Here is a 26,751-nt window from a genome sequence, read left to right as displayed (position 1 = left end):
ACTGTGGGTACTATTGGTAACTCTGCTTCTGCAGTACTTTCTATCAGAGCAACCGTACTGGCAACTGGTGACTTTACCAATACTGCTACTATCACTGCTTCTGATCAGTTTGATACTGATACGGCTGACAATACGGCTAGTACTTCAGTGACGCTTCAACAAGCTGACATTGCACTGACTAAAGTGGTGAGTAATGCTACTGCCAATGTGGGTGAAAACGTGACCTTCACAGTGACCGCTACTAACAATGGTGGTGACGCTGCTACTAACCTTCAGGTATTAGATCAACTGCCTAGTGGATATACTTTTGTGTCTTCTACTTCTACCCAAGGTACTTTCACTAGTGGTACAGGTATCTGGGCCATTGGAACACTTCCTAAAGATGGAGTAGTAACACTTGAGGTTGTGGCTACTGTACTTGCCAATGGTGTTTTTGACAACACCGCTAGTGTTAACAGCTTAGATCAGGTGGATGGTGTGAGTGGTAATGATACAGCTACTGCCACAGTAGATGCGCCTAGAGCTGACCTTAGTCTTGATAAAACAGTAAGTTCTACTTCTCCTAATGTGGGTGATGTAATCACATTTACTGTAACATTGACCAACAATGGTCCTGATGTGGCTGATGCTACAGGCATTGAGGTAACAGATCAAATACCTACTGGATATACTTTCGGAACGGCTACACCTAGTCAGGGTACTTATACTGCTGGAACAGGGGTTTGGGCTGTTGGTACACTAGCTAAAGATGCGACTGCTACTTTAACCATTACCGCTACTGTACTTGCTGCTGGTGACTTCACCAATACAGCTACTGTTACCGGTAACGATGTGTATGATCCTAACTCGGGTGATAATACTGCTTCGGCTAGTATTGTAGCTCAGTCTGCTGATCTATCTATTACCAAAGTAGCTAGTGACGATACTCCGAATGTGGATGACAATGTCACTTTCACCATCTCGGTAAGCAATGCTGGTCCTGATGCGGCTACTGGTGTTCAGGTAACTGATGTATTGCCTTCAGGATATGACTTTGTGTCGGCTACTACTGCTTTTGGTAGCTACAACAACACCAATGGCCTCTGGTCTGTAGGATCTGTAGCCAATGCGGGTACTGCTACCCTATCCATTGTCGCTAAGGTGAAGGCTACGGGTACTTATGATAATACAGCTTCTATTACTGCTGCTGATCAGACCGATCCTGATGCAGGAAATAACAGCAGTACTGAAACGGTCGCTGCTCAGTTTGCTGACCTTAACGTAACTAAGTCGGTGGATAACCCTACACCTACCCCTGGTAGTAATGTAGTATTCACGGTTACTGTATTGAACCAAGGCCCTGATGCGGCTACAGGCATTGAAATTACTGATCAACTGCCTGATGGATACACTTTAGTATCTGCTACGCCTACTGCGGGTACTTACACTGCCTCTACTGGCATATGGACAGTGGGTACGCTAAACAGTACTTCTTCTGCTGTATTGAGCATAGTAGCTACTGTGCAGTCTTCTGGAATCTTTACCAATACAGCTACTGTTTCGGCTTCTGATGTCTTTGATACTGATGGTACAGATAATGCAGCAAGTGCTACAGTTACACTGCAAACTTCTGACATCAACATCACCAAAACAGTAGATAATCCTACTGCCAATGTGGGTGAAAATGTAGTCTTCACTGTCACTGCCTCAAATACAGGTTCTGACAATGCAACTGGACTTAGCATTACTGACCAACTGCCAAGTGGATATACTTTCGTGAGCTCAACTGTTTCTACGGGTACTTACAACAGTGGTTCAGGGGTTTGGAATATCGGAGCATTGAACAATGCCGCTACTGCTACCCTTACCATTACCGCTACAGTACTATCAACTGGTGACTATGGAAACACTGCTTCTGTAACTACCCTAGATCAACTAGATCCAGATAACTCTGATGACTCGGCTACCACAGCTGTTAACCCTCCAAGAGCTGATCTTGAATTGATAAAAGTGGTAGACAATGCGAATCCTAATGTGGGAGATGTAATTACGTTTACAGTAAGCTTAACCAACAATGGACCGAGTACTTCTTCTGCTACGGGAGTTCAGGTAACTGACCTTTTACCTTCAGGATATACTTTAGGCACTGCTACTCCTAGTGCAGGAACTTATGCCTCCGGTACTGGAATATGGACAGTCGGAACGATCGCCAAAGACGCGACCGAAACATTAACCATCACTGCAACAGTACTTGCCGCTGGTGACTTCACCAATACGGCTACGATTACTGGTGCCGATCAATTCGATCCGGATGCAGGTAACAATACAGCTACCTCAAGCATTGTCGCCTTGTCTTCAGACCTATCATTGACCAAAGCAGTGAGTAATGCAACTCCAAATGTCGGTGACGATATCACTTTCACGTTGACCATGGGTAATGCTGGCCCTGATGTGGCGACCAATGTAGCTGTAACAGATCTATTGCCAAGCGGATATACCTTTGTGTCTTCTAACACAACATTTGGTACTTATTCAGCATCAACTGGTCTTTGGGATATTGGAACTGTTTCTACTACACAGGCTCCAGTATTGACCATTGTGGCGAAGGTCCTTGCAACAGGAACTTATGATAATACTGCATCCATTACCGGTTCTGATCAGGATGATCCAACAAGTGGAAATAACACCTCCACTACAGCGGTAACGGCTCAAAAAGCAGACTTAAGTATCACTAAGCTTCAGAATAATAGCACACCTATTCCGGGTGCTCAGATAACGTATACCGTTACGGTTACTAACAATGGACCAAACGATGCGACCAATGTTCTGGTAAGTGATCGCCTTCCTTCAGGATTGACATTTGTTTCTTCCACTGAAAGTGCTGGAACATACGATTCGAATACGGGAGTTTGGACAGTTGGAAGCCTAGCGAATAGTTCCTCGGCAGTACTAACGCTAACAGGAACAGTACTAACAACTGGAACCACGACAAATGTTGCCAATATTGACAGTGCCGATCAGTTCGACACAGACAATTCTAACAACAGTGCAAGCCAGACTTACACTCTACAACAATCTGACATTGCCATCACGAAAGTGGTTGACAATGCAGCAGCTAATGTTGGCAGCAACGTAACATTCACAATTACTGCATCGAATGCAGGGCCAGATGACGCCACCAATCTTGTGGTCAATGACCTTCTTCCTTCTGGCTATACCTTCGTAAGCCATGTGGCAAGTCAGGGTACTTATGTATCAGGAACTGGCGTTTGGACCGTGGGCACTGTCAGTAACGGGGCCAATGCAACATTGACCGTAGTAGGAACTGTTCTGGCTACTGGTGACTATGGAAACACAGCATCCGTTGGAAGCCTCGATCAGCAAGACAATACTTCAACCAACGACCAGGCGACTAGCACGGTAACTCCTCCACGAGCGGATATCAGCATGGCGAAAGTGGTCGATAGAGAAAGAGTGAATACTGGAGATGCGATCACCTTCACCTTAACTGTGAAAAACAACAGCACTACTACAGACGCCACGGGAATCACAGTGACGGATCTTTTACCTTCGGGATACACCTACACTGGTGATACGCCAAGTCAAGGTGCTTATGTATCTGGTACAGGTGTTTGGACAGTCGGTAGTCTTGCCAAAAACACTACCGCTACACTGGCCATTACGGCAACCGTAAATGGTGCAGGAGACTTCACCAACACAGCTTCTGTTACCGCAGTTGATCAGTTCGATACGAATACAAGCAACGACACTGCAACTGCTTCGACTACTAAGCAATCGGCAGATATTGCCATAGCCAAAACCGTGAATGATGCAGCACCTCAGGTGGGTGATCAAGTGACTTTCACCATTACGGCAACGCATACAGGAGATGATGCTGCTACTGGCGTGACAATCACGGATGCATTGCCAGCAGGCTACACTTTCGTAAGTGCAAGTACCTTAACAGGAAGCTATAATAGCGGAACTGGTGTTTGGACTGTTGGATCGATTGAGGTCAACTCTTCAGTAACATTGACTATTACTGCGACAGTACTTTCTACTGGAACTTATAATAATACAGCTACGCTAACAACAATCGATCAAGCCGATAGCAATGCCGGTAATGATTCTGCGACAGCGGTTGTTGTAACACAATTTGCTGATCTGAATATGACCAAAACGGTAGATAATGCCTCTCCTATCCCAGGAGCAGATGTGATCTTCACTGTAACTGTATTGAATCAAGGTAGCGGACAAGCCACCAACGTAAGCATCACCGATCAGCTGCCAAGTGGATATACTTTTGTAAGTGCTTCTACTTCTCAGGGTAGTTACTTGTCTGATACAGGTATTTGGACAGTAGGTACTTTAGCCAATGGTGCGAGTGCATCACTGACACTTCGAGCAACTGTTAAGTCGAGTGGTGACTATAACAACACGGCTACCGTTACTGCTTCAGATCAGTTTGACAGCGATGGAACGGACAACAGTGCCAGCCAATCAGTGACTGTTCAAAACGCTGACATCAACCTTGCAAAGTCTGTCGATAACGCGACAGCTAATGTGGGTCAAAACGTAGTGTTTACTATCACAGCGACTAACCAAGGTCCAAATGATGCGACCAATGTTGTCATCAAAGACCAGCTTCCTTCAGGATACACCTTTGTATCTAGTAACACTGCTACTGGTAGCTACAGTAATGCCACCGGACTATGGACTCTGGGTTCATTGAGCAATGGTGCAAATGCTACTTTAGATATCACAGCGACTGTGGTCAATGTTGACGACAACACAAATACAGCTTCTGTACAATCACTAGATCAACTTGATCCTGATGGCACTGATGACTCGGCTAGCGCAACAGTAACTCCACCAATTGCAGAATTGGGTATTACTAAAACGGTCAATACTGTGACCACCACTCCTACTGATCCTGTGGTCTTTACTGTAACCGTTACAAGTGGTGCTGCTAGTACTGCCGATGCAACGAACGTAACAGTTACTGACCTGCTTCCTGCTGGATATACCTTTGTGAGCGCAACTCCAAGTCAGGGTACCTATACTTCGGGTACGGGAGTTTGGGATATTGGTACAATCACCAATGGTGGTTCAGTCACTTTGACCATCAATGCTACAGTAACCGCAGTAGCCGACTACACTAACGTAGCCAGTATCACAGCCTCCGATCAGTTCGATCCGAACGGAGGAAACAACACCGCATCAGCTAGTCCTACGGTTCAATCCATTGACTTGCAAATGACCAAGACGGTGGACAATGCCACTCAGGATGTAGGTGAAAGTGTAGTATTTACCGTATCGCTATTGAACAATGGACCTGACCTTGCAACGAATGTTGTGGCGAACGATCTATTGCCTTCAGGATATACCCTTGTATCGAGCACAGCATCTCACGGTACTTATGTATCTGGAACAGGAGTTTGGACTGTCGGAAGTTTAGCTAATGCTGAAACTGCGACACTAACGCTAAGAACTACTATAAATGCCACTGGCGTTTATACCAATACAGCCTCGGTGACGTCTGCGGACCAAACAGATTCGAATGGCACAAATGATTCAGACAATGCTACTTCTGCTCCTCTTCTTTCAGAGGTGGGTATCACGAAAGTAGTAGACAATAGTACGCCACTTCCAGGTGGAACTGTTGAGTTTACGATTGTAGCAACGAACAACGGTACTGCAACAGCTAATGGTGTTCAAATTACTGACGTACTTCCTTCTGGATACACATTTGTCAGTACGCCAACTATCACTGCCGGTACATATTCCAATCTTTCAGGGCTTTGGGATGTAGGAAATATCGCAGCAGCTGCTAGTCAGACTTTAGTGATTAGAGCCACAGTTAATACGGCTGGTACTTACACCAATACAGCTACCATTACCAGAAACAATACGTTCGATACCAATGCAGCTAACAATACTGCATCTGAGTCTGTAACCATGCAGCAGTCAGATTTGAGTGTTACGAAAGTTGTTGACAATGCAACTACGAATGTGGGCCAAAATGCCACCTTCACCATAACAGTAAGTAATGCTGGACCAAGCAATGCGACCAACGTGAATATCCTCGATCAACTTCCTTCAGGATATACCTTCGTGAGTGCTACGCCAAGCCAGGGAACTTATACTTCTGGAACAGGCGTTTGGGCTGCAGGAACGATTAACAATGGCAATAATGCCACTCTAGATATTGTTGCTACAGTGCTATCAACAGGTACTTATAACAATACTGCTAGTGTTCAATCGCTTGATCAATTTGATGGCACTTCTACGAATGACAGCGCTTCTCAAACAGTAGACCCTGCTAACATTGACCTCGCACTGACTAAATCAGTGACTCCTATCGGAGCAAACGTGGGTGATCAAGTGACATTCACGGTACTTCTTGAAAATAATGGCCCTGATGGCGCTTCTGGAATTACAATCACAGATCAACTACCAGCGGGTTACACCTTCGTTAGTGCGACTGCCGATCAAGGTACTTATGACAGTGGAACGGGAATCTGGACCGTGGGTAGTCTTGCCAACGGTGTTGCTAAATCTCTTGAGATTGTAGCCACATTGAATGCTGCTGGAGCATTGACTAATACAGCGACAGTTTCTGCGGTCAATGAATTCGATACAAACACGGCAAACAATACAGCGACCGCAGCAGCATTCATCGAGAGTTCTGATATCTCTGTTGCCAAATCTGTAGACAACCTCACTCCTAATATTGGTGAGTCGGTAGTCTTTACCGTAGTGGTGAACAACTCGGGACCAGATCCTGCTGACAACCTAATCGTTACCGATCTATTGCCAAGTGGGTTTACTTATGCAAGTCATACCGTAGATAGAGGTTCTTATGTTTCAGGAACAGGCGTTTGGAGTATCGGTACACTGAACGATGCCGGAACAGCCACTTTACGTGTTACTGCTACAGTGCTATCCACGGGAAGCTATGCGAACACTGCATCAGTCACTTCACTAGATCAGAATGACCCTGATGCTACTGATGATTCAAGTACTATCACTGTAGTTCCTATGGTAGCTGATCTCAATGTTACTAAGTCAGTAGATAATGCGACTCCGAATGCAGGAGATGATGTCATCTTCACAGTCAATGTGCTGAATGAAGGAACTGCCGCAGCAACAGGAGTTCAAGTAACTGACCTTCTTCCTAGCGGATATACATTGGTTAGTGCAGTAGCTTCTCAGGGTAGTTATGTGTCTTCAACTGGACTTTGGACTGTTGGAACAATAGCGAATGGCGCGACAACCACTTTGACGCTCAGAGCAACTGTCCTGGCCACAGGAAATTATACCAATACAGCCACAGTTACTGCTTCTGATCAATTCGATGGAGATACAACTGACAACTCAGATACTGCATTGGTTACTTTGGAAACTTCTGATATCGCCATTACCAAAACGGTGGACAATGCAACTGCCAATGTGGGCGAAAATGTAACATTTACGGTAACTGTCACTAACACAGGTGCTGACAATGCGACTAACCTTAGTATCAATGAAGCTTTACCTTCTGGTTATGCCTTCCTCAGTGCAACCGCTTCGACCGGAACCTACAGCAATGGTGCTGGAGTTTGGACAATCGGAACATTGAACAACGCAGCTTCGGCTACATTGACCATTACGGCAACGGTACTTTCTACGGGTGACTTTACAAATACTGCTTCTGTAAAGACGCTTGATCAGCAAGATCCTGACAATACAGACGACTCTGCTTCGGAAACAGTAACTGCTCCGGTAATGGATCTTGAGTTAGTGAAAACAGTGAGTAATAGCAGTCCGAATGTGGGTGACCTCATCACTTTCACAATGACGCTTACCAACAATGGACCTACAGCAGGTTCGGCCACGGGTATCGAAGTAGTAGATGTATTGCCTTCTGGATATACCTTCAGCTCAGCCACTCCTAGTGTCGGTACTTATAACAATGGAACTGGACTTTGGAATGTAGGAAGCTTGGCAAAAGATGCCAACGCGACATTAGTGATCACGGCTACCGTCCTTTCTACCGGAAACTTTGCCAATACGGCCTCTGTAACTAAAGCAGATCAATTCGATCCAAATAGCGGCAACAATACTTCGACCGCTACTATCGTAACCCAGTCTGCTGATTTAGCGCTTACGAAAGTTGTTAACAACGCAACACCTAATGTAGATGAAGAGGTCACCTTTACTTTGACATTGTCGAATGCTGGCCCTGATTTAGCTACCAATGTTGCCATTACCGATATCCTACCTAACGGATATCAGTTTGTGAGTTCTAATACAGCATTCGGTAACTACAGTGCGACAACTGGACTTTGGAGGGTGGGTAATGTTACTACTGCACAATCTCCAGTGTTGACCATCAGAGCGAAAGTATTGCCAACAGGTACGTACAACAATACTGCTTCGATTTCAGCTTCGGATCAGGATGATCCTACAACAAGCAACAATTCGAGCACAGCTAATGTAGATGCTCAGATTGCTGATTTGAGTATCACTAAGATGCTTAATGACAATAACCCGATTCCGGGTGCTACAGTAGTCTATACCATCACCGTGACCAACGATGGTCCTGATGCTGCTACTTCGGTTGAAGTGAGCGATCGACTTCCATCGGGTATAGCTTTTGCCAGCTTCACGGCTAGCACTGGAACATACGATGCTAATACTGGCATTTGGACAGTCGGCAACCTTGTAAACAGCTCTAGTGCTGTATTGACATTGACTGGAACGGTTCAAACCACTGGCAACTTCACCAATGTGGCCAACATCAACAGTGCCGATCAATTCGATCCTGACAATAGCAATAATAGCGCTAGTCAAGGATTGACATTGCAGGAATCAGATATCGCAGTAACTGTTGCGGTAGACAATGCTTCTGCTAATGTTGGAGAAAACGTAACATTCACTGTTACGGTGAATAACAATGGCGGAGATGATGCAACTAACCTTGTGATCGACAACCTCCTCCCTTCTGGCTACACATTAGTGAGTCAGTCCCCAGCTGCTGGATCGTACAATGCGACTACGGGTGTTTGGACAGTGGGCAACCTAGCGAATGGCGGTTCTACAACGTTAACCGTAGTAGCTACTGTCAATGCTTCGGGTGATTACGGTAATACTGCTTCGCTAAGTAGCGTTGATCAAGTGGATGATAACAGCACAAATGATCAGGATACTGAAACTGTAACGCCTCCAAGAGTAGACATCAGCGTTGCTAAGACTGTTGACCAAGTACGCGTTAACACGGGCGATGAAATCACATTTGTGATTACAGCTACGAATAATGACGGTTCCGAAGATGCTACAGGTGTTGTCATCACAGACCAACTACCTGATGGATATACCATCACTGGTAATACACCAAGTCAGGGTACTTACGTTGCTGGAACTGGGGTTTGGACCATTGGTAATTTGGCGAGCAACTCAATTGCTACGCTGGCCATTACCGCTACTGTTAATGCCACAGGAAACTTTGAAAATACTGCAACTGTAACGGCTGCAGATCAATTCGATCCTGATACAGCAAACAACACTTCAAGTGCATCGACCTTGAAACAAGATGCTGATATCGCGATAGCCAAGGTAGTGGACAATGCCGCTCCTCAAATCGGAGATCAAATCAAGTTTACGATCACTGCTACCCACACTGGAAGTGATAATGCCACAGGAGTGACAATCACTGATGCCATCCCTACAGGATATGATGTGGTTGGTTCTACAACTGTAAATGGAAGTTTCAACAGTGGAACAGGCATTTGGACAGTGGGTACTATACCTGCTAATACATCCGTTTCTCTTGAAATTATGGCTACAGTGAAGTCAACTGGTGTTTATAATAACACTGCATCTTTGACCTCTATCGATCAAGCCGATGGTGACAATACTAATGATTCTGCTACCGTAAATGTGGTACCACAAGTTGCAGATATCAACCTGACTAAAACTGTTGACAACGCAACTCCAATCCCGGGTGATGATGTGATCTTTACAGTAACAGCACTGAATCAAGGAACTGGAAATGCTACCAACGTAGCAATCACCGATCAACTACCTAGTGGTTATACTTTGGTGAGCTTCTCTACTTCACAAGGGGCTTATGTATCAAACACTGGTGTTTGGACCGTTGGAACTTTAGCCAATGGTGGAAGTGCCTCATTGACCATCAGAGCGAAGGTACTCGCGACAGGTGATTATGCGAACACGGCTTCGGTTACCGCTTCTGATCAATTCGATAATGACACAACCGACAACACAGCATCTAGAAGCGTAACGGTACAGTCATCAGACATCAGCATTACTAAAGTGGTAGACAATGCTTCGGCTAATGTTGGTGAAAATGTAGTATTCACTGTAACGGCAAGCAATGCTGGACCTGATGCCGCAACTAACCTTGAAATCAGAGATGACCTTCCTGCAGGATATACTTTCGTTTCTAGCAGCACAGCTAATGGAAGCTTCAGCAACGCAACTGACATCTGGACCATCGGTACACTGGCGAGTGGAGCGACTGCTACCTTGACAATTACAGCTACCGTGGCATCTGTTGATGACAATGTAAACACTGCTTCAGTGAATGAACTTGATCAAATCGACCCTGACAATACGGATGACAATGCTTCGGCAACTGTCACTCCTCCTGTTGCGGATCTATCGATAACGAAAACTGTGGATAAGACCACTCCTACCGTAGGTGAGGAAGTTACTTTCACCTTAACGGTACAAAGTGAAGCGTCAAGTACTGCTGACGCAACGAATGTTGTGATAACTGATGCATTGCCTGACGGCTATACTTTCGTGAGTGCAAATACCACTTCGGGTGCTTATGACAATTCAACGGGTCTATGGACCGTTGGCACAGTCGCAAATGGAGCAAATGCTACGTTGACGATCACTGCGACCGTAAATGCAACAGGTGACTTGACCAACATTGCAAGCATCACGGCATCTGATCAGTTCGATCCAGACAAGGGTAATAATACGGCTACAGTTAGCACGAACTCTCAAGCGATCGACCTTGCCGTTACGATTACACCAGATGTAACTACTCAGGATGTAGGTGAAGAAGTGACTTTTACAGTCACTCTAACCAACAATGGACCTGATGCTGCTACCGGTGTAATAGCGAATAACATATTGCCTGACGGATTCACATTCGTTTCTGCTAACCAAGACTTCGGTACTTACAATGAGACTACCGGTACTTGGAACATTGGGGCACTTCCAAACGGATCGACTGCCAACCTAACGGTAGTAGGCAAAGTACTTAGTACTGGAAACTATACGAATACGATTTCGGTAGTTTCTTCGAACCAAACCGACCTTGACAATACGAACGATCAAGCGAGCACAACAATTACGGCTCTCCTATCTGATGTTTCAGTGACTAAGGTGGTCAGTAACACTACGCCTGTTCCAGGAGAGTCTATTGACTTTACCGTCACAGCTTCAAATGCTGGTCCGAATAGTGCGAGAGAAGTACAGATCACGGATGTATTGCCAAGCGGTTACACCTTCGTAAACGCCACCAGAACGAAAGGTACTTATGACAATACTACAGGTATTTGGAATATCGGAACGATCGGCAATGGCACAACTCAGACCTTGATCATCAGAGCGACTGTAAATGCTAGTGGTGATTACCTGAACACTGCTTCGATCACTCGAAACTCAACTTTCGATACTGATGCAAGCAACGATAGCGCAACAGCAACTGTAACTGTTCAAGAGGCAGATATCAGCGTAACTAAAATCGTAAGTAATAACATCGCCAATGTGGGTGAAAACGTGACATTTACCGTCACTGCCTCTAATGCAGGTCCTGATGCAGCTACCAATGTAGAGATTGTCGACAAACTACCGACAGGCTTTGCTTTTGTGAGCGCAACGGCAAGCCAAGGCACATATAACGCAACTAGCGGTGTATGGACATTAGGAACTTTAAACAATTCTAGTAGTGCCACAATCACGATCGTAGCCACCGTTCAATCAACCGGTGTCTACGACAATGTGGCTGCTGTACAGCGTGTCGACCAAAATGATACGGACAATACCAACGACTCAGCTACTGCTACTGTCACACCTCCGAATGCTGACCTTGTTGTCACGAAAGTGATTGATGATGCCAGTCCGAACGTAGGTGATAATGTGATGTTCACTGTTACGGTAACCAATGACGGTCCAGATCAAGCAACTAATATTGTACTTACCGATCAATTGCCAAGTGGATTCACGCTTGTGAATGCAACAGAAAGCCAAGGATCTTATGTGGCTGGAACGGGTATTTGGACAGTTGGAAGTCTTACTAATGGCAATGTGGCTACTTTAGAAATCTTAGCGACAGTCAATGCTACAGGAGATAGAACAAATACGGCAACCATTACAAGTGTCAATGAATTCGATCCAGAGACGAGCAACAATACGGCTAGCGTATCTTCTGGTATTCAGAATGCTGACTTAAGCATCTCTAAATCTGCAAGCGACCTAGTACCAAATGTCGGTGATGAAGTAACCTTTACCATCACAGTAAACAATGCTGGACCTGACCCTGCTTCGAATGTTACGATCACGGATCAGCTTCCTTCAGGATTTACATTTGTGAGCGCGACTCCTTCTAGAGGAACGTACAACAACGCAACTGGCCTCTGGTCGTTTGCAAGCCTGAACAATGCAGGTGTAGCGACACTTGAAGTAAAAGCAACAACTTTATCAACTGGTAGCTTTGTGAACACAGCCACGATTACAGCTGTCGATCAGAACGATACAGACAACACGAATAACAGTGCTTCTGTGACACTTGATCCTATGATTGCTGATCTCAGCGTGACTAAAGCGGTTGATAATGCTAATCCAGTACCAGGTGATGATGTGATTTTCACTATTAACCTGACGAATAATGGACCTGATGCTGCCACTGGAATCACCGTAACAGATCAGATTCCAAGCGGATTCGCTATAGTGAGTGCAGTGGCTTCGCAAGGCACTTACACTTCAGGCACAGGTTCTTGGACAATCAGTAGTCTTGCCAATAGCGCAACAGCTACTTTGACCATCAGAACTACTGTTCAGTCTGCTGGAGACTTTACCAATACCGCTACTATCACTGCTGTTGATCAATTTGACAATGACAATTCGAATAACACGGCCAGTAGTGCAGTAACACTTCAGTCTTCTGATATTGCAGTGACCAAAACGGTTGATGATAATACGGCCAATGTGGGTGAAACTGTCACTTTCACAGTAACGGTGACCAACAATGGAACGGACAGAGCAACAGGTCTATCGATCATCGATCAACTGCCATCTGGTTATAACCTGATCTCTGCGAACCCAAGTGCTGGAAGCTATGTATCGGCAACTGGTATCTGGACCATCGGTCAGTTAGCGAATGCCGGAACTGTTACGCTAACCATGAGCGCATCTGTACTCTCAAGTGGAGATTATGCCAATAGTACTTCAGTCAACAGCTTGGATCAAATCGATCCAACGAGTACGAATGATGCTGCTACCGCAACGGTAACTCCTCCACGTGCAGATTTGGCAATCACGAAAACTGTGGACAATACAAATCCAAATGTGGGTGACCTGATCACGTTTACAGTGACTGTTACCAACAACGGGCCGAGCACTTCTAGTGCGACAGGCATTGAAGTAACAGACCTAGTGCCTTCAGGCTACACGCTTGTTACACCTACGGCAAGTCAAGGTACTTATGATCGTAATTCGGGTATTTGGACTTTAGGTACATTGGCCAATGCTGCCAACGCAACCTTGACCATGACAGCAACTGTAAATGAAACAGGAGACTTCACCAATACGGCAAGAATTTCGGCCAGCGATGTATTCGATCCGAATTCAGGAGACAATACGGCTAGCGTCAGTATTCTGGCCCAAGCTTCAGACTTAGAGATCACTAAAGCAGTTAGCAACGCCATGCCGAACGTAGGGCAAAACGTAACCTTCACCATCAACCTAAGCAACTTAGGTCCTGACCCTGCAACTGGCGTTCAGGTGACGGATCAATTGCCAAGTGGTTACGAATTTGTCTCTGCTTCCACCAACTTCGGTGCATATGCCGAAAGTACTGGGCTTTGGACACTGGGCTCGATAGCGAATGCGCAAACTGCGACCCTATCGATTATCGCTAAAGTGACGGAAACGGTGAACTATGACAATACTGCAACCATCACGGCAGTTGATCAAGATGATCCCGAAGATGCGAACAATGAAGCGACAGTTCAGGTAACTGCACAATTCGCAGACCTAAGCGTGACAAAAACTGTCGACAATGCCACTCCAGTACCAGGTGACGATGTAATCTTTACCGTTACTATTGCGAATCAGGGACCTAATAGTGCGACCAACGTTGAAATCACAGATTTACTACCAAGCGGTTATGCCCTTGTTAGCAGCAATGCATCGATCGGCACGTACACGAGTTCAACTGGTAAGTGGAACATTAGTAGCATTGGAAGCTCAGGTAGTGCTGTGCTAACCATCAGAGCTACAGTTCAGGCTTCTGGCGATTACACTAATACTGCTTCGGTTACTGCTTCGGATCAGTTTGATGTCGACAACACGGACAATCAAGCTTCGACAAGCGTGACCGTTCAGACCTCTGATATCAGCATTACGAAGACAGTTAGCAATGCTTCGGCTAACGTAGGAGAAAATGTAACCTTCACTGTGACGGTGACAAACAACGGTCCGAATACAGCGACAGGCTTATCGGTAAGCGATCGATTACCTTCAGGTTATAGCTTCGTGAGTGCCACTTCTAACCAAGGAACCTTCACCAATGCGACAGGCAACTGGCAAATCGGTACGCTTCCTAATGCAGGTGTGGTTACACTGCAAGTGACGGCAACCGTACTGGCAACAGGTGACTATACGAATACAGCATCTGTCAGCAGTCTGGATCAAGTCGATCCGGATAATACGGATGATTCTGTTTCAAGCACTGTCAATCCTCCTCGAGCCGATCTCAACTTGACGAAAGTGGTCGACTCGAATAATCCAAACGTAGGTGATCAAGTGACCTTCACGGTGACCTTGACCAACAACGGACCAAGTACTGCTACCGCAACAGGTATCGAGGTGACGGATAAATTACCATCGGGATATGCTTTAACGAATGCTACCACTACTCCAGGTACTAGCTACAATAATGTAAATGGCATTTGGACGGTAGGCAACCTAGATAAGGACGAGGTTGTTGTACTGACAATTCGAGCGACTGTCAGAGAGAATGGTGAATTCACTAATACAGCAAGTGTAACTGCTTCTGACGTCTTCGATCCAAATGAAGGAGACAATACAGCAAGCGCAAGTATTGTTGCACAATCTGCAGACTTGGCCATCACCAAAACGGTGAGTGATGCTACGCCAAACGTGGACGATAATGTGACCTTCACCATAAGTGTGAACAACCTTGGCCCTGATGCGGCAACGGGTGTTGTAGTAACAGATCAACTGCCTTCTGGTTACGACTTTGTGGCAGCCAATACTTCCTTCGGTAGCTACAACAATGCTACTGGACTATGGACGGTTGGATCGATTACGAATGGAACAACAGCGACAATTGACCTGATCGCTAAAGCAAAATCCACGGGTGACTACAACAATACAGCGACCATTACTGCTGCTGATCAGGACGACCCTGACACGGACAATAATGATGCGACTGTTAATGTAACAACTCAGTTTGCTGACCTGAATATTAGCAAAGCGGTTGACAATGCATCTCCAGTTCCAGGCGAGGATGTGATCTTCACTGTAACGCTTCTAAACGAAGGGCCAAATGATGCAACCAATATAGAGGTGACAGATCAGTTGCCTGATGGATATACACTGGTAAGCAGCACTGCTTCTGTTGGAGCATATGTGAGCAGTACTGGACTTTGGACACTACCTAGTTTAGGTAGCAACGCTTCTGCTACACTGACCATCAGAGCTACAGTACAATCAGCAGGTATCTTCACAAATACCGCTACGGTGACTGCCTCAGACGTATTTGATACGGACAATACGGATAACAGTGCGAGTGCTTCAGTTACCCTGCAAACCTCTGACATTAGTCTTGCGAAAACTGTCAGCAATGCCGTTGCCAATGTTGGCGATCAAGTGACCTTCTCGATTGTTGCAACGAACGCTGGACCAAATCAAGCTACTGGTTTGGTGATCGAAGACTTGATTCCTTCAGGTTATGACCTGATCAGTGCCATTAGCACAAAAGGATCATATAACCGTGGTTCAGGGCTTTGGACTGTAGGTTCATTAAACAGTACAGCTACCGCAACATTGACAGTGGTGGCAACCGTGAAAGCTTCAGGTGACTACGCGAATACAGCCGCTGTAAGTGCGCTAGATCAAAACGATCCAGATGACTCAAATGATCAGGCTACGGCAACAGTGAATCCACCGAGGGCTGATCTCGAATTGGTGAAAACAGTGAGTGCTACCGATCCTAATGTGGGAGATGTGATTACGTTCACCGTGACTTTGACGAATAATGGACCAAGTACCTCTGATGCCACAGGTATTCAGGTGACTGACCAATTGCCTTCAGGCTATACCTTAGGTACTGCTACTCCAAGTGTTGGAACTTACAACAGCACTTCAGGCCTATGGGATGTTGGATCGCTTGCCAAAGACGCAAGTGCCACACTGACTATGACAGCTACGGTTGGTGCGGCTGGTGACTTTACCAATACTGCCAGCATTACTGCTGCAACAGAATTTGATCCGAATGCTGGTAACAATACGGCCAGTGCAAGTATTGTTGCTCAGTCTGCTGATTTGGGAATCACCAAGACCGTTTCTAATGCAACACCGAATGTTGGAGAGGATATCACTTTCACAGTTTCAGTGACCAACAACGGACCAGATGCAGCAACAAATGTTGAAGTAACAGATGTACTCGCTAGCGGATACGACTTCGTGAGTGCTACAACAGCATTCGGTAGCTATAATGCTACCACAGGTATTTGGAATCCTGGTGTGATCAACAATGCTGCGACAGCAACCTTAAGCATTGTTGCCAAAGCAAGAGCTACTGGTAACTATAACAATACAGCAACAATCACAAACAGTGATCAAGACGATCCACAACCATTGAATAATACAGAAACTGTGGAAGTGGATGCGCAACAAGCGGACCTTAGTATTACCAAGGTGATCGACAACACTACCCCTATTCCGGGTGAGCAAGTGGTATACACCATTACGGTGACCAATAATGGTCCGGATGCAGCTACGAATGTGGAGGTGAGTGATCGACTGCCGAGTGGATACAACTTCGCGGCATTTACTACCAGCACTGGAACATACGATGCTATAACAGGCATCTGGACAGTGGGCACTTTGGTCAACAGTTCAAGTGCGGTATTGACATTGAGAGCAACAGTTCTTGCGACTGGTTCTCACCTCAATGTTGCCAGCATTAACGATGCAGATCAGTACGATCCAGATCAATCCAATAACAGTGTGAGCCAAGGCGCTACTGTTCAGGAATCTGACCTTGTGGTTACGAAAGTGGTCGATAATGGAGCCGCCAATGTTGGCGAAAGCGTAGTCTTTACTGTAACCATTGCGAACAATGGTCCTGATGCTGCTACCAATATCGAATTGGAAGATCGTTTACCTAGTGGCTATGCGTTTGTGAATGCTACAGTTTCTCAAGGAACGTACAATAGCACTACAGGTGAGTGGACGGTAGGCACTATTGCTTCTACGAGCTCGGCTACATTAGATGTTGTAGGCATTGTATTGGCAACGGGTGATTATGGTAACACGGCAGTCATCAGTGAGATTGATCAAAATGATCCTGATGAATCGAACAATACAGCAACGACATTTGTAAATGCACCGAGAGCAGATATTGGGCTTCTGAAAGAAGTAAACATCTCTCGTCCGAATGTTGGAGATGAAGTTGAAATCACTGTAACGGTGGTAAACAATGGTCCTGATAATGCGACCAACGTAGAGATCACTTATCTCCTACCTGACGGTTTAGAGTTTGTATCTGATAATCCTACTCAGGGTGCTTACACAGCTAGTAATGGCCTCTGGGCAATCGGTAATATTCCGAATGGTGACACCGAAACCATAACCATTACAGCGAAGGTCTTGGCCGATGGATCTTATGATAATAACTCATTGGTGACTGACCTCATCGAACATGATGAAGTAGAAGCTAATGATGCGGCTGACGTAACAATCTTCCCTACTCAGACTGATATTCTAGTTGAGAAATCTGTCGACAATGGTGGGCCTAACGTAGGCGAGAATGTGGTATTCACAGTGACCGTGACTAACAACGGACCTGATGCTGCCACAGGAATTACTCTAGAAGACGAACTTCCAAATGGTTATACCTTCTTATTGGCGAATGCGAGTCAAGGTGGATTCAACAACACGAATAGTGTTTGGACTGTCGGTGACCTTGTCAATGGTGCTTCGGCAACCTTACAGATCACTGCACGAGTGAAATCTGATGGAACGTACAAAAACACTGCTTCACTCCTCAATGTAGATCAGTTCGATCCGGACTTGACGAATAACGAAGCGAGTTCAACACCAAGACCTCAGCGTGCTGATGTTACGGTGAGTAAAACTGTGGACAATGCCAATCCTAACCCAGGTGATATCATCACCTTCTTGGTCACTGCATTCAACATTGGGCCTGATGCAGCTTCTGATGTACAAATTACCGATCAATTGCCAAGTGGTTACAGCTTGCAGAATGCTTTCGCTTCTCAAGGAACTTACGATCCGGCAACACAGATTTGGAGTCTGGGTACTCTAGGCGATGGAAGTAGTGCTGTTCTGGTAATGAGCGCTAGAGTAAATACTAGTGGAAACTTTGAAAACATAGCCTCGATCACAGCTTCAAACCAATTCGATCCTGACGCTACAAACAACAGTGGTAGTCAGTCGATCACATTGCAAAAAGCAGATGTCGGAATTACCAAAACGATCGACAACGACAATCCAAATATTGGAGATCGTGTGACCTTCACGGTTACAGTAACTAACAGTGGCCCTGACGAGGCTACTAATGTTGTAGTGGATGACTTAGTCCCTGCAGGATATGAAATCATCAGTAGTTCGGTAAGTCAAGGAGGCTATAACGCCACTACGGGAATCTGGGGAATCGGTAATGTTGCGAATGCAGGAACAGCCACCTTGAATGTAGTAGCAACAGTGACGAGCTCATCGGCATACAATAACATCGCTAAGGTCATTGAAGTGGATCAGCTGGATGAGAATGCTACAAATGATGAAGCATCTCAAACCATCACACTGCAACAATCTGACTTAAGTGTGACTAAAACGGTAGATGACCCAACAGCCAATGTTGGAGACTTTGTAAACTTCACAGTTACAGTGACAAATAATGGTCCTGATGCTGCTACAGGTGTCAGAGTTCTCGACCAAGTGCCTTCTGGATACACGGTGATCAGCACCAATACTAATGGCAATGGTGTATACAATGAGAACTCTGGAGAGTGGATCATTGGAACAATCAACAACGGAGCCAGCGTAACCTTCAACGTTCAAGCCAGAGTCCTACTCAATGGCGAGTTCGAGAATGTTGCGACAGTCTCTGCGGTAGATCAGGTGGATAATAATGGAACTAACGATAGCGCTTCGGCTACGGTAACATCACCGAAAGTTGACATTGCTATTGCTAAGACGGTAGACAATGCGAATGCCAACGATGGTGATCCAGTGGTCTTCACCGTAACGGTTACTAACATAGGACCTGACAACGCAAGTGGTTCTGGTATTGAGGTAGAAGATAAATTACCAAACGGTTATGACCTGGTGGGTACACCTGCTGTGAGCCAGGGTACTTATGACGCTACTACAGGACTATGGCAAGTTGGAGCATTGGCAAAAGATGCTTCTGCAACACTTACCATCAATGCAACTGTGAAGTTGACGGGTATCTTCACCAATGTCGCTGAAGTAACAGATGCTGATCAATTCGATCCTAACGTGGGTAACAACCTTGCTTCGGTAAGTGTAGGGCTTCAAACTTCTGACTTGATTATCACTAAGACGGTCAATGATGATGAGCCAAATGTTGGTGATGAAATCACATTCAGCATTCAAGTGAGAAATGACGGACCTGACCCTGCAACTGGTGTGACGGTAAGCGATGCAATTCCTAACGGCTTCTTCTTTGTGGAAGGAACTACGGGAACTGGAAGCTACAATGGCACTACGGGTATCTGGAACATTGGATCTATCCCTGTGGATGGTATCGTAACCTTGGATATCAAGGCGACTGTAAGATCAACTGGTAACTACACCAATGTAGCGACTATCGCTACGCTAGATCAGGTAGATGCGGATATCACATCAAACATTAGCAGTGTCGTAGTCGATCCACAAATCGTTGACCTGAGTGTCGCGAAGGTGGTAGATATTTCGAACCCTAAAGTGGGTGATGATGTCTTCTTTACAGTAACTGTGACTAACAATGGTCCAGATGCAGCTACTAGCGTACAAGCTTCAGATGTATTGCCAGCAGGTTATACGCTAGTCAATAGTTCTTCAAGTGTCGGTACTTATGATGAAGTGACAGGACTTTGGAATATTGGTAACCTAGTGGCATCTGCCAATGCGGTACTCAATATCAGAGCTACAGTAATTTCGAATGAGAACTTGGTGAACAATGTTTCTATCGACTTTGCGGATCAATTCGATCCAGACCTAACGAATAATAATGCTTCAGCAGGTTCTGATGTAGCCTCTGCAGACATTAATGTGGCAAAAGCTGTCAACAATCCATTTGCGAACGTGGGTGAAAACGTAGAGTTCACCATTACTGTGAGCAACGATGGGCCTGATGAAGCCTCTGGGCTTATCATTACAGATCAACTTCCAAATGGCTATCAACTGGTGAGTGCCGTTCCTAGTGCAGGAACGTTCGCAAACACTACTGGTATCTGGAACATCGGTACTTTGGCTGACGGTGCACAAGCTACACTCGTAGTCACCGCTACAGTTAAGGGTGATGGTGAGTACACCAACATGGCAGCTGTCACTTCTCTTGATCAATTCGATCCAGATGAAGCTAATAACCAGTCAGATGCGAATGTTACTCCTCCACTAGTGGATCTTGAGGTGATGGCCTCTGTTGATGATAACAATCCAAATGCTGGAGATCAGGTAACCTTTACATTCACCGTTCAGAATAACGGTCCGGATGATGGAACTGGAATTTCACTAGAAGGTCTATTGCCAAGCGGGTTCACATTTGTGAGTGCTGCGCCAAGCAAAGGAACATACGATCCTGTTACAGGTGATTGGATTGTGGGTGACTTGGGTAATGGTTCACTAGAAGTAATCACTTTGATTGCCACGGTAAATAGTTCTGGGAACTTCACTGCGACTGTTGAGACTAAAGATGGAGATCAGTTCGATCCGAACAGTAACAACAACAGTGCTTCCGCAGGAGTCACGCTTCAAGGTGCCGATATCGCTGTAGTGAAAACTGTAGACGATGCTGAACCAAATGTGGGAGACAATGTCAACTTCACCATTAATGTATCTAATGCAGGTCCAAATGGTGCGACTAACCTTGACATTCTAGACCTATTGCCTAGCGGATATGCTTTCGTAAGTGCCGATCCTAGCAAAGGAACTTACAACAGCACGACAGGTATCTGGAACATCGGAACACTAAGTGGTGGCGGAAGTGAAAGCTTAGTGGTGAAAGCCGAAGTGCTCAATATTGGTGATTACGATAATACAGCTTCAGTGAATGCTGTGGATCAATTGGATCCTACCAGCACGAACAACAGCTCTTCAGCTTCGGCACCACCTCAGTTGGTAGACCTTGTGATTACGAAAGTAGTGGACAACGATACACCAATTATCAATGAGGAGATTGTCTTTACCATCACGGTGAGTAATAACGGTCCGGCCAGAGCAACAGGTGTTGTCGTTGAAGACATATTGCCTAATGGATATACATTAATCAGCAACAACGTGACGCCTGGTACATCCTTCGATAGAGATACTGGAATCTTTACGGTAGGAAACCTTGTGAGCGGAGGCAATGCAGTATTGACACTGCGTGTCAGAACAAGCGAAACTGGTGAGCATGATAATACGGCAACCATTACAGACCTTGATCAGTTTGATACCGATCAAACCAATAACAGTGCCGACAGACCTGTAACCATCCAGCGTGCCGATATTAGCGTAGCTAAAACTGTAGACAATGCGGTAGCGAATGTAGGTGAGAATGTGACATTCACCGTGACAGTTAGTAATGCTGGACCTGATGCTGCATCAAGCCTAGTAGTGAATGATCTGTTGCCAAGTGGGTTCACATTGGTAAGCGAGTCTGCTGCTTCTGGAACATATAACAGCACATCAGGAGTATGGACTATAGGTGCATTGGCCAATGGAGCCTCTACCACTCTGACTGTTACGGGAACTGTATTGTCACTTGGTGACTACAACAATGTCGCTGCCGTTGTCAATTCTGATCAGGTGGATGACGACAAAACAAACAATACGGCTTCGATTGAAGTAGTGCCACCTCAGTCAGACTTGAGTATCTCCAAGGCGGTGAATGCTAATAATCCGAATGTAGGTGATGTAGTAACATTTACAGTGCTTGTGACCAATAACGGTCCAGACCCTGCCAATGCAACCAATGTTGAGGTGACTGATGTACTGCCTAGCGGTTATACCCTAGTGTCTAGCTCTACGAGCAAAGGAAGCTACAACAGCTCAAGTGGACTTTGGGATATTGGAACATTACCAAATGGTGACTCTGAAACATTGACGATCACAGCAACAGTTCTTGCGGTTGGCAACTTTACAAATACTGCTCAAATCACCAATTCAGATCAGTTCGATCCGAACTTGGGAGACAATACGGCAAGTGCCAGCATCGTAGCACAAAATGCTGATCTCAGCATGGCGAAAGCAGTGAGTAATAGCGATGCTAATGTGGGTGAAAACGTCATCTTTACAGTGACTCTTTCAAATGCTGGTCCAGACGCTGCGACTAACGTCACCGCTCTTGATAAGCTTCCTTCTGGTTATACACTGGTAAGCGCAAGTGCTTCGCATGGAGCTTACAATGGTAGTACCGGTGTGTGGACGGTTGGTTCAATTGCTAATGGCGAGGATGCTGTCCTATCCATAACAGCTACTGTACTTGAATCAGGTGAGTTTACCAATACAGCTTCAGTTACTGCGGCTGACCAAGACGATCCAGACGACTCAAATAACTCGGCCAGCGCAGGTGTAACAGCACTTAAATCAGATCTTCAGATTGTGAAGATTGTGAACCAGCCGACACCAATTATCAATGAGCAGGTAGTCTTCACTGTGACAGTGACCAACAATGGCCCATCTCCTGCAACTAATGTAGAGGTGACTGATAATGTACCAAACGGTTTCGTGGTGACGAGTACAACCACAAGCCAGGGAAGCTATAGTGCAGCCACTGGTATTTGGGAAGTTGGAGACCTCGCCAATGGTGGAAGTGCAGTGATTAACTTCATTACGGAAGCACAACCTACAGGTGACCATACCAACATTGCGACAATCACAGCTGCGGATCAATTCGATACAGACGAGACGAACAACAGTTCTCAGCAAAGTGTGGTAGTTCAGACAGCGGATGTAGGTGTTAGCAAAGTAGTGAGTGACGCCACGGCCAATGTAGGTGAGAGTGTTGTCTTTACTGTTAAGGTGTTCAATGCAGGACCAGATGCAGCTACTAGTCTGGAAGTACAAGACCTACTGCCGAGTGGTTATGAATTAGAGAGCTCTACTGCTGGAAGTGGTACTTACGTTCCTTCAACAGGTGTTTGGACCATCGGAACCCTAGCGGCAAATGATACGGTGACCTTGACCGTTCAGGGTGAAGTATTATCGACCGGAGATTTGACCAATACCGTTTCGATCACGAATAGTGATCAAGTAGACCCTGATACGAGCAATGATGAAGCGTCAGCTGAAGTGGTATTCCCAACTGCTGACCTGGCATTGACCAAGACATCGGATATCACCAGAGCGGATATTGGTGAAGAAGTGAACTTCACTGTCACCTTGACCAACAATGGACCAGATCAGGCCAATAACATCCAGATTTCGGAAATTATTCCGAGTGGATTTATCCTGATCGGAACCGAAGCGAGCAAAGGTGATTACGATGCTGGAACGGGGCTTTGGACATTGAATTCAATGATCCTTAACGAGCAGGCAACCTTAAAAGTGAAAGTTCAAACCAAGGCCGAAGGAAGCTTCTCAAATACAGTTCGAGTAAATGATGTCGATGAGTTCGACTCGAATACAGCAAATAATAGTTCTACTGCCAGTATCTCGCCAAGAGCTGCTGATTTGGGTATCACTAAAACTGTGGACACATCCATACCGAATATTGGAGAGCAGGTAGTCTTTACTGTTGCTCTAACCAATAACGGACCGGATAATGCGACAAATGTAGTGGTGACAGAGCAAATACCGTCTGGTTATGAACTAGTAAGTGTAGCCGCTGATGCAGGTAGTTATGACGCAGGTCAATCGGCTTGGATACTTGATGGTATTAACAACGGACAAACGCTCAACTTGGTCATTACAGCCAAGGTGCTTGAAGAGGGTGATTATGACAACACGGCTACCATTAGCAGTTTGGATCAGAAAGACAGCAATGCCGATAACGATTCCAGTGAAGCTGAGGTGAACCCTCCTACTGTAGACATTGCCGTCACTAAAACGATCGACAATGACGAGGCGAACATCGGAGACGAAGTGAACTTCAGTATACTGGTAAGAAACGTAGGACAGGATGGAGCCTCAGGTATTGTGATCTCCGATCTACTACCATCAGGTTACACCTTCGTGGATGGCTTCGCAAGTATTGGTAGCTACGACCCAGTAACGGGTGAATGGCAAATCGATCAATTGATCGAAGGTAGCAGCGCATTCCTACTGGTTAGAGCTACGGTCAACGGATCGGGAAGCTATACGAATACCGCTCGCCTGATTGCAGTAGATCAATTCGATGTAAATCCGAATAACGATCTATCGTCTGCCTTCACAAGCATTAAGCAGGCCGATGTTGGGTTGACCAAAACGGTTGACAATGCTAACCCTATTATTGGTGACATTGTGAGGTTTACTGTAGTGATGACGAATGCGGGACCTGAGACTGCCTCTGGTATCGTGGTCAATGACCTATTGCCTGATGGCTATCGATTCATTGGATTCACTGCCATCGGTAACTACAATCCAAATTCTGGTATCTGGCGAGTTGATACCCTCAGGTTGAATCAGGTAGCAACACTATCAGTTCGAGCGGAAGTATTGCCAACGGGTAATTACCTCAACATTGCAAGCATTGAGAACATCGACCAAACCGATCTGAACACGGCCAATGACGAGGCATTTGCGAAGATCCTACCGGATATCTCAGACCTGCAAATCGAAAAATCCGTGAGCAATGCACGTCCTGAGTTGAATGAGACCATCACGTTCTTCGTGACGGTGGGTAACAACGGACCGAGTCCGGCAACGAATATTGAAGTGCTGGAAGAGGTTCCTGATGGATACACTGTGGTGAGTATTGCAGCAGGTGCAGGTACCTATGATACTAATACCAATATTTGGAGTATTCCAACACTGGGTGTAGATGAAACTGCAACCTTGGGTATTACAGTAACCGTCAACAGAGCGGGTGAATACTTGAACGAGGTGTCCATTATAGGAGCTGATCAATTCGATCCAGACCTATCGAACAACACTGCTTCTAAGCGTATCACATTACCAAGGGCCGATCTTTCAGTGATGAAATCAATCAATGATGATGATCCAGAAAGTGGTGGTCAGGTAATCTTTACCATCGTGGTGAACAATGCTGGGCCTAATCCTGGAACCAATGTCGTGGTCAACGAACAACTGCCATCAGGTTATGAATTTGTTAGTGCTACGACAACGACTGGTACTTATGATGAAGTAGCAGGCACCTGGAACATCGGTATTCTGGTACTTGATCAGACAGAGACACTAGTCATAGTGGCCAATGTGCTGGATGATGGTGAGCATACCAATTCTGTTTCAGTAATTGGAACGGAGGTAGATCCAGACGAAACCAATAATGTGAGTACGGTTGAGCTCACCTTTAACAACCCACCAATTGCTGAAGATGACGATGTAACCATGCTACAAAACACCTCATTGACTAACGGAACGGTTATTTTCAATGATACCGAAGCAGATGGTGACCAATTGACCTACTCACTTGTAAATGGTGGTTCAGCGTCAGAAAGAGGTACTTTGGTCTTCAATCCTGATGGATCATACACTTACACGCCAACACCAGATTTCTTCGGTGTGGTTACCTTTACCTATCAGGTTTGTGATGATGGTATACCCGTCAAATGTGACACGGCAGTGGTGACCATTACAGTGCTTGAGAATTCGGATGTAATCCCAGGTCAGGGTATTTCACCGAATAATGATGGCATGGGAGATGAGACATGGTTTATTGAGGGTATCGATAAATTCCCGAATAACAATGTACAAGTCTTCAACCGATGGGGTAATAAAGTTTGGGAGACCGAAGGTTATAACAATACTACAAGAGCATGGAATGGTGATGCGATTGTAGGGCTGTTCGTTAACAAAGAAGGTGAGCGATTACCTGATGGTACCTACTTCTATGTAATTGATTTGAGGGATGGTTCGAAACCATTGAGTGGATTTATAGTGATCAAACGATAA

At 45.6% G+C, this 26,751-nt stretch carries 1 protein-coding gene and 1 pseudogene; both read left to right on the top strand.

All coding sequences use genetic code 11. The features are described 5' to 3' along the window. Positions 1-3: 3 nt before the first annotated feature. Positions 4-138 (top strand): annotated as a pseudogene (locus tag BFP97_RS20965) (hypothetical protein); the annotation flags it as partial. A gap of 9 nt (positions 139-147) precedes the next feature. Further along, on the top strand, positions 148-26,751 hold the full coding sequence (locus tag BFP97_RS20680) for a gliding motility-associated C-terminal domain-containing protein (protein ID WP_221406621.1): 26,604 nt from the start codon (positions 148-150) through the stop codon (positions 26,749-26,751).

It is taken from the genome of Roseivirga sp. 4D4, assembly GCF_001747095.1.
Classification (GTDB): Bacteria; Bacteroidota; Bacteroidia; order Cytophagales; family Cyclobacteriaceae; genus Roseivirga.
Note: the sequence above shows the minus strand (reverse complement) of the source record. Positions and strands in the feature narration are given on the sequence as shown.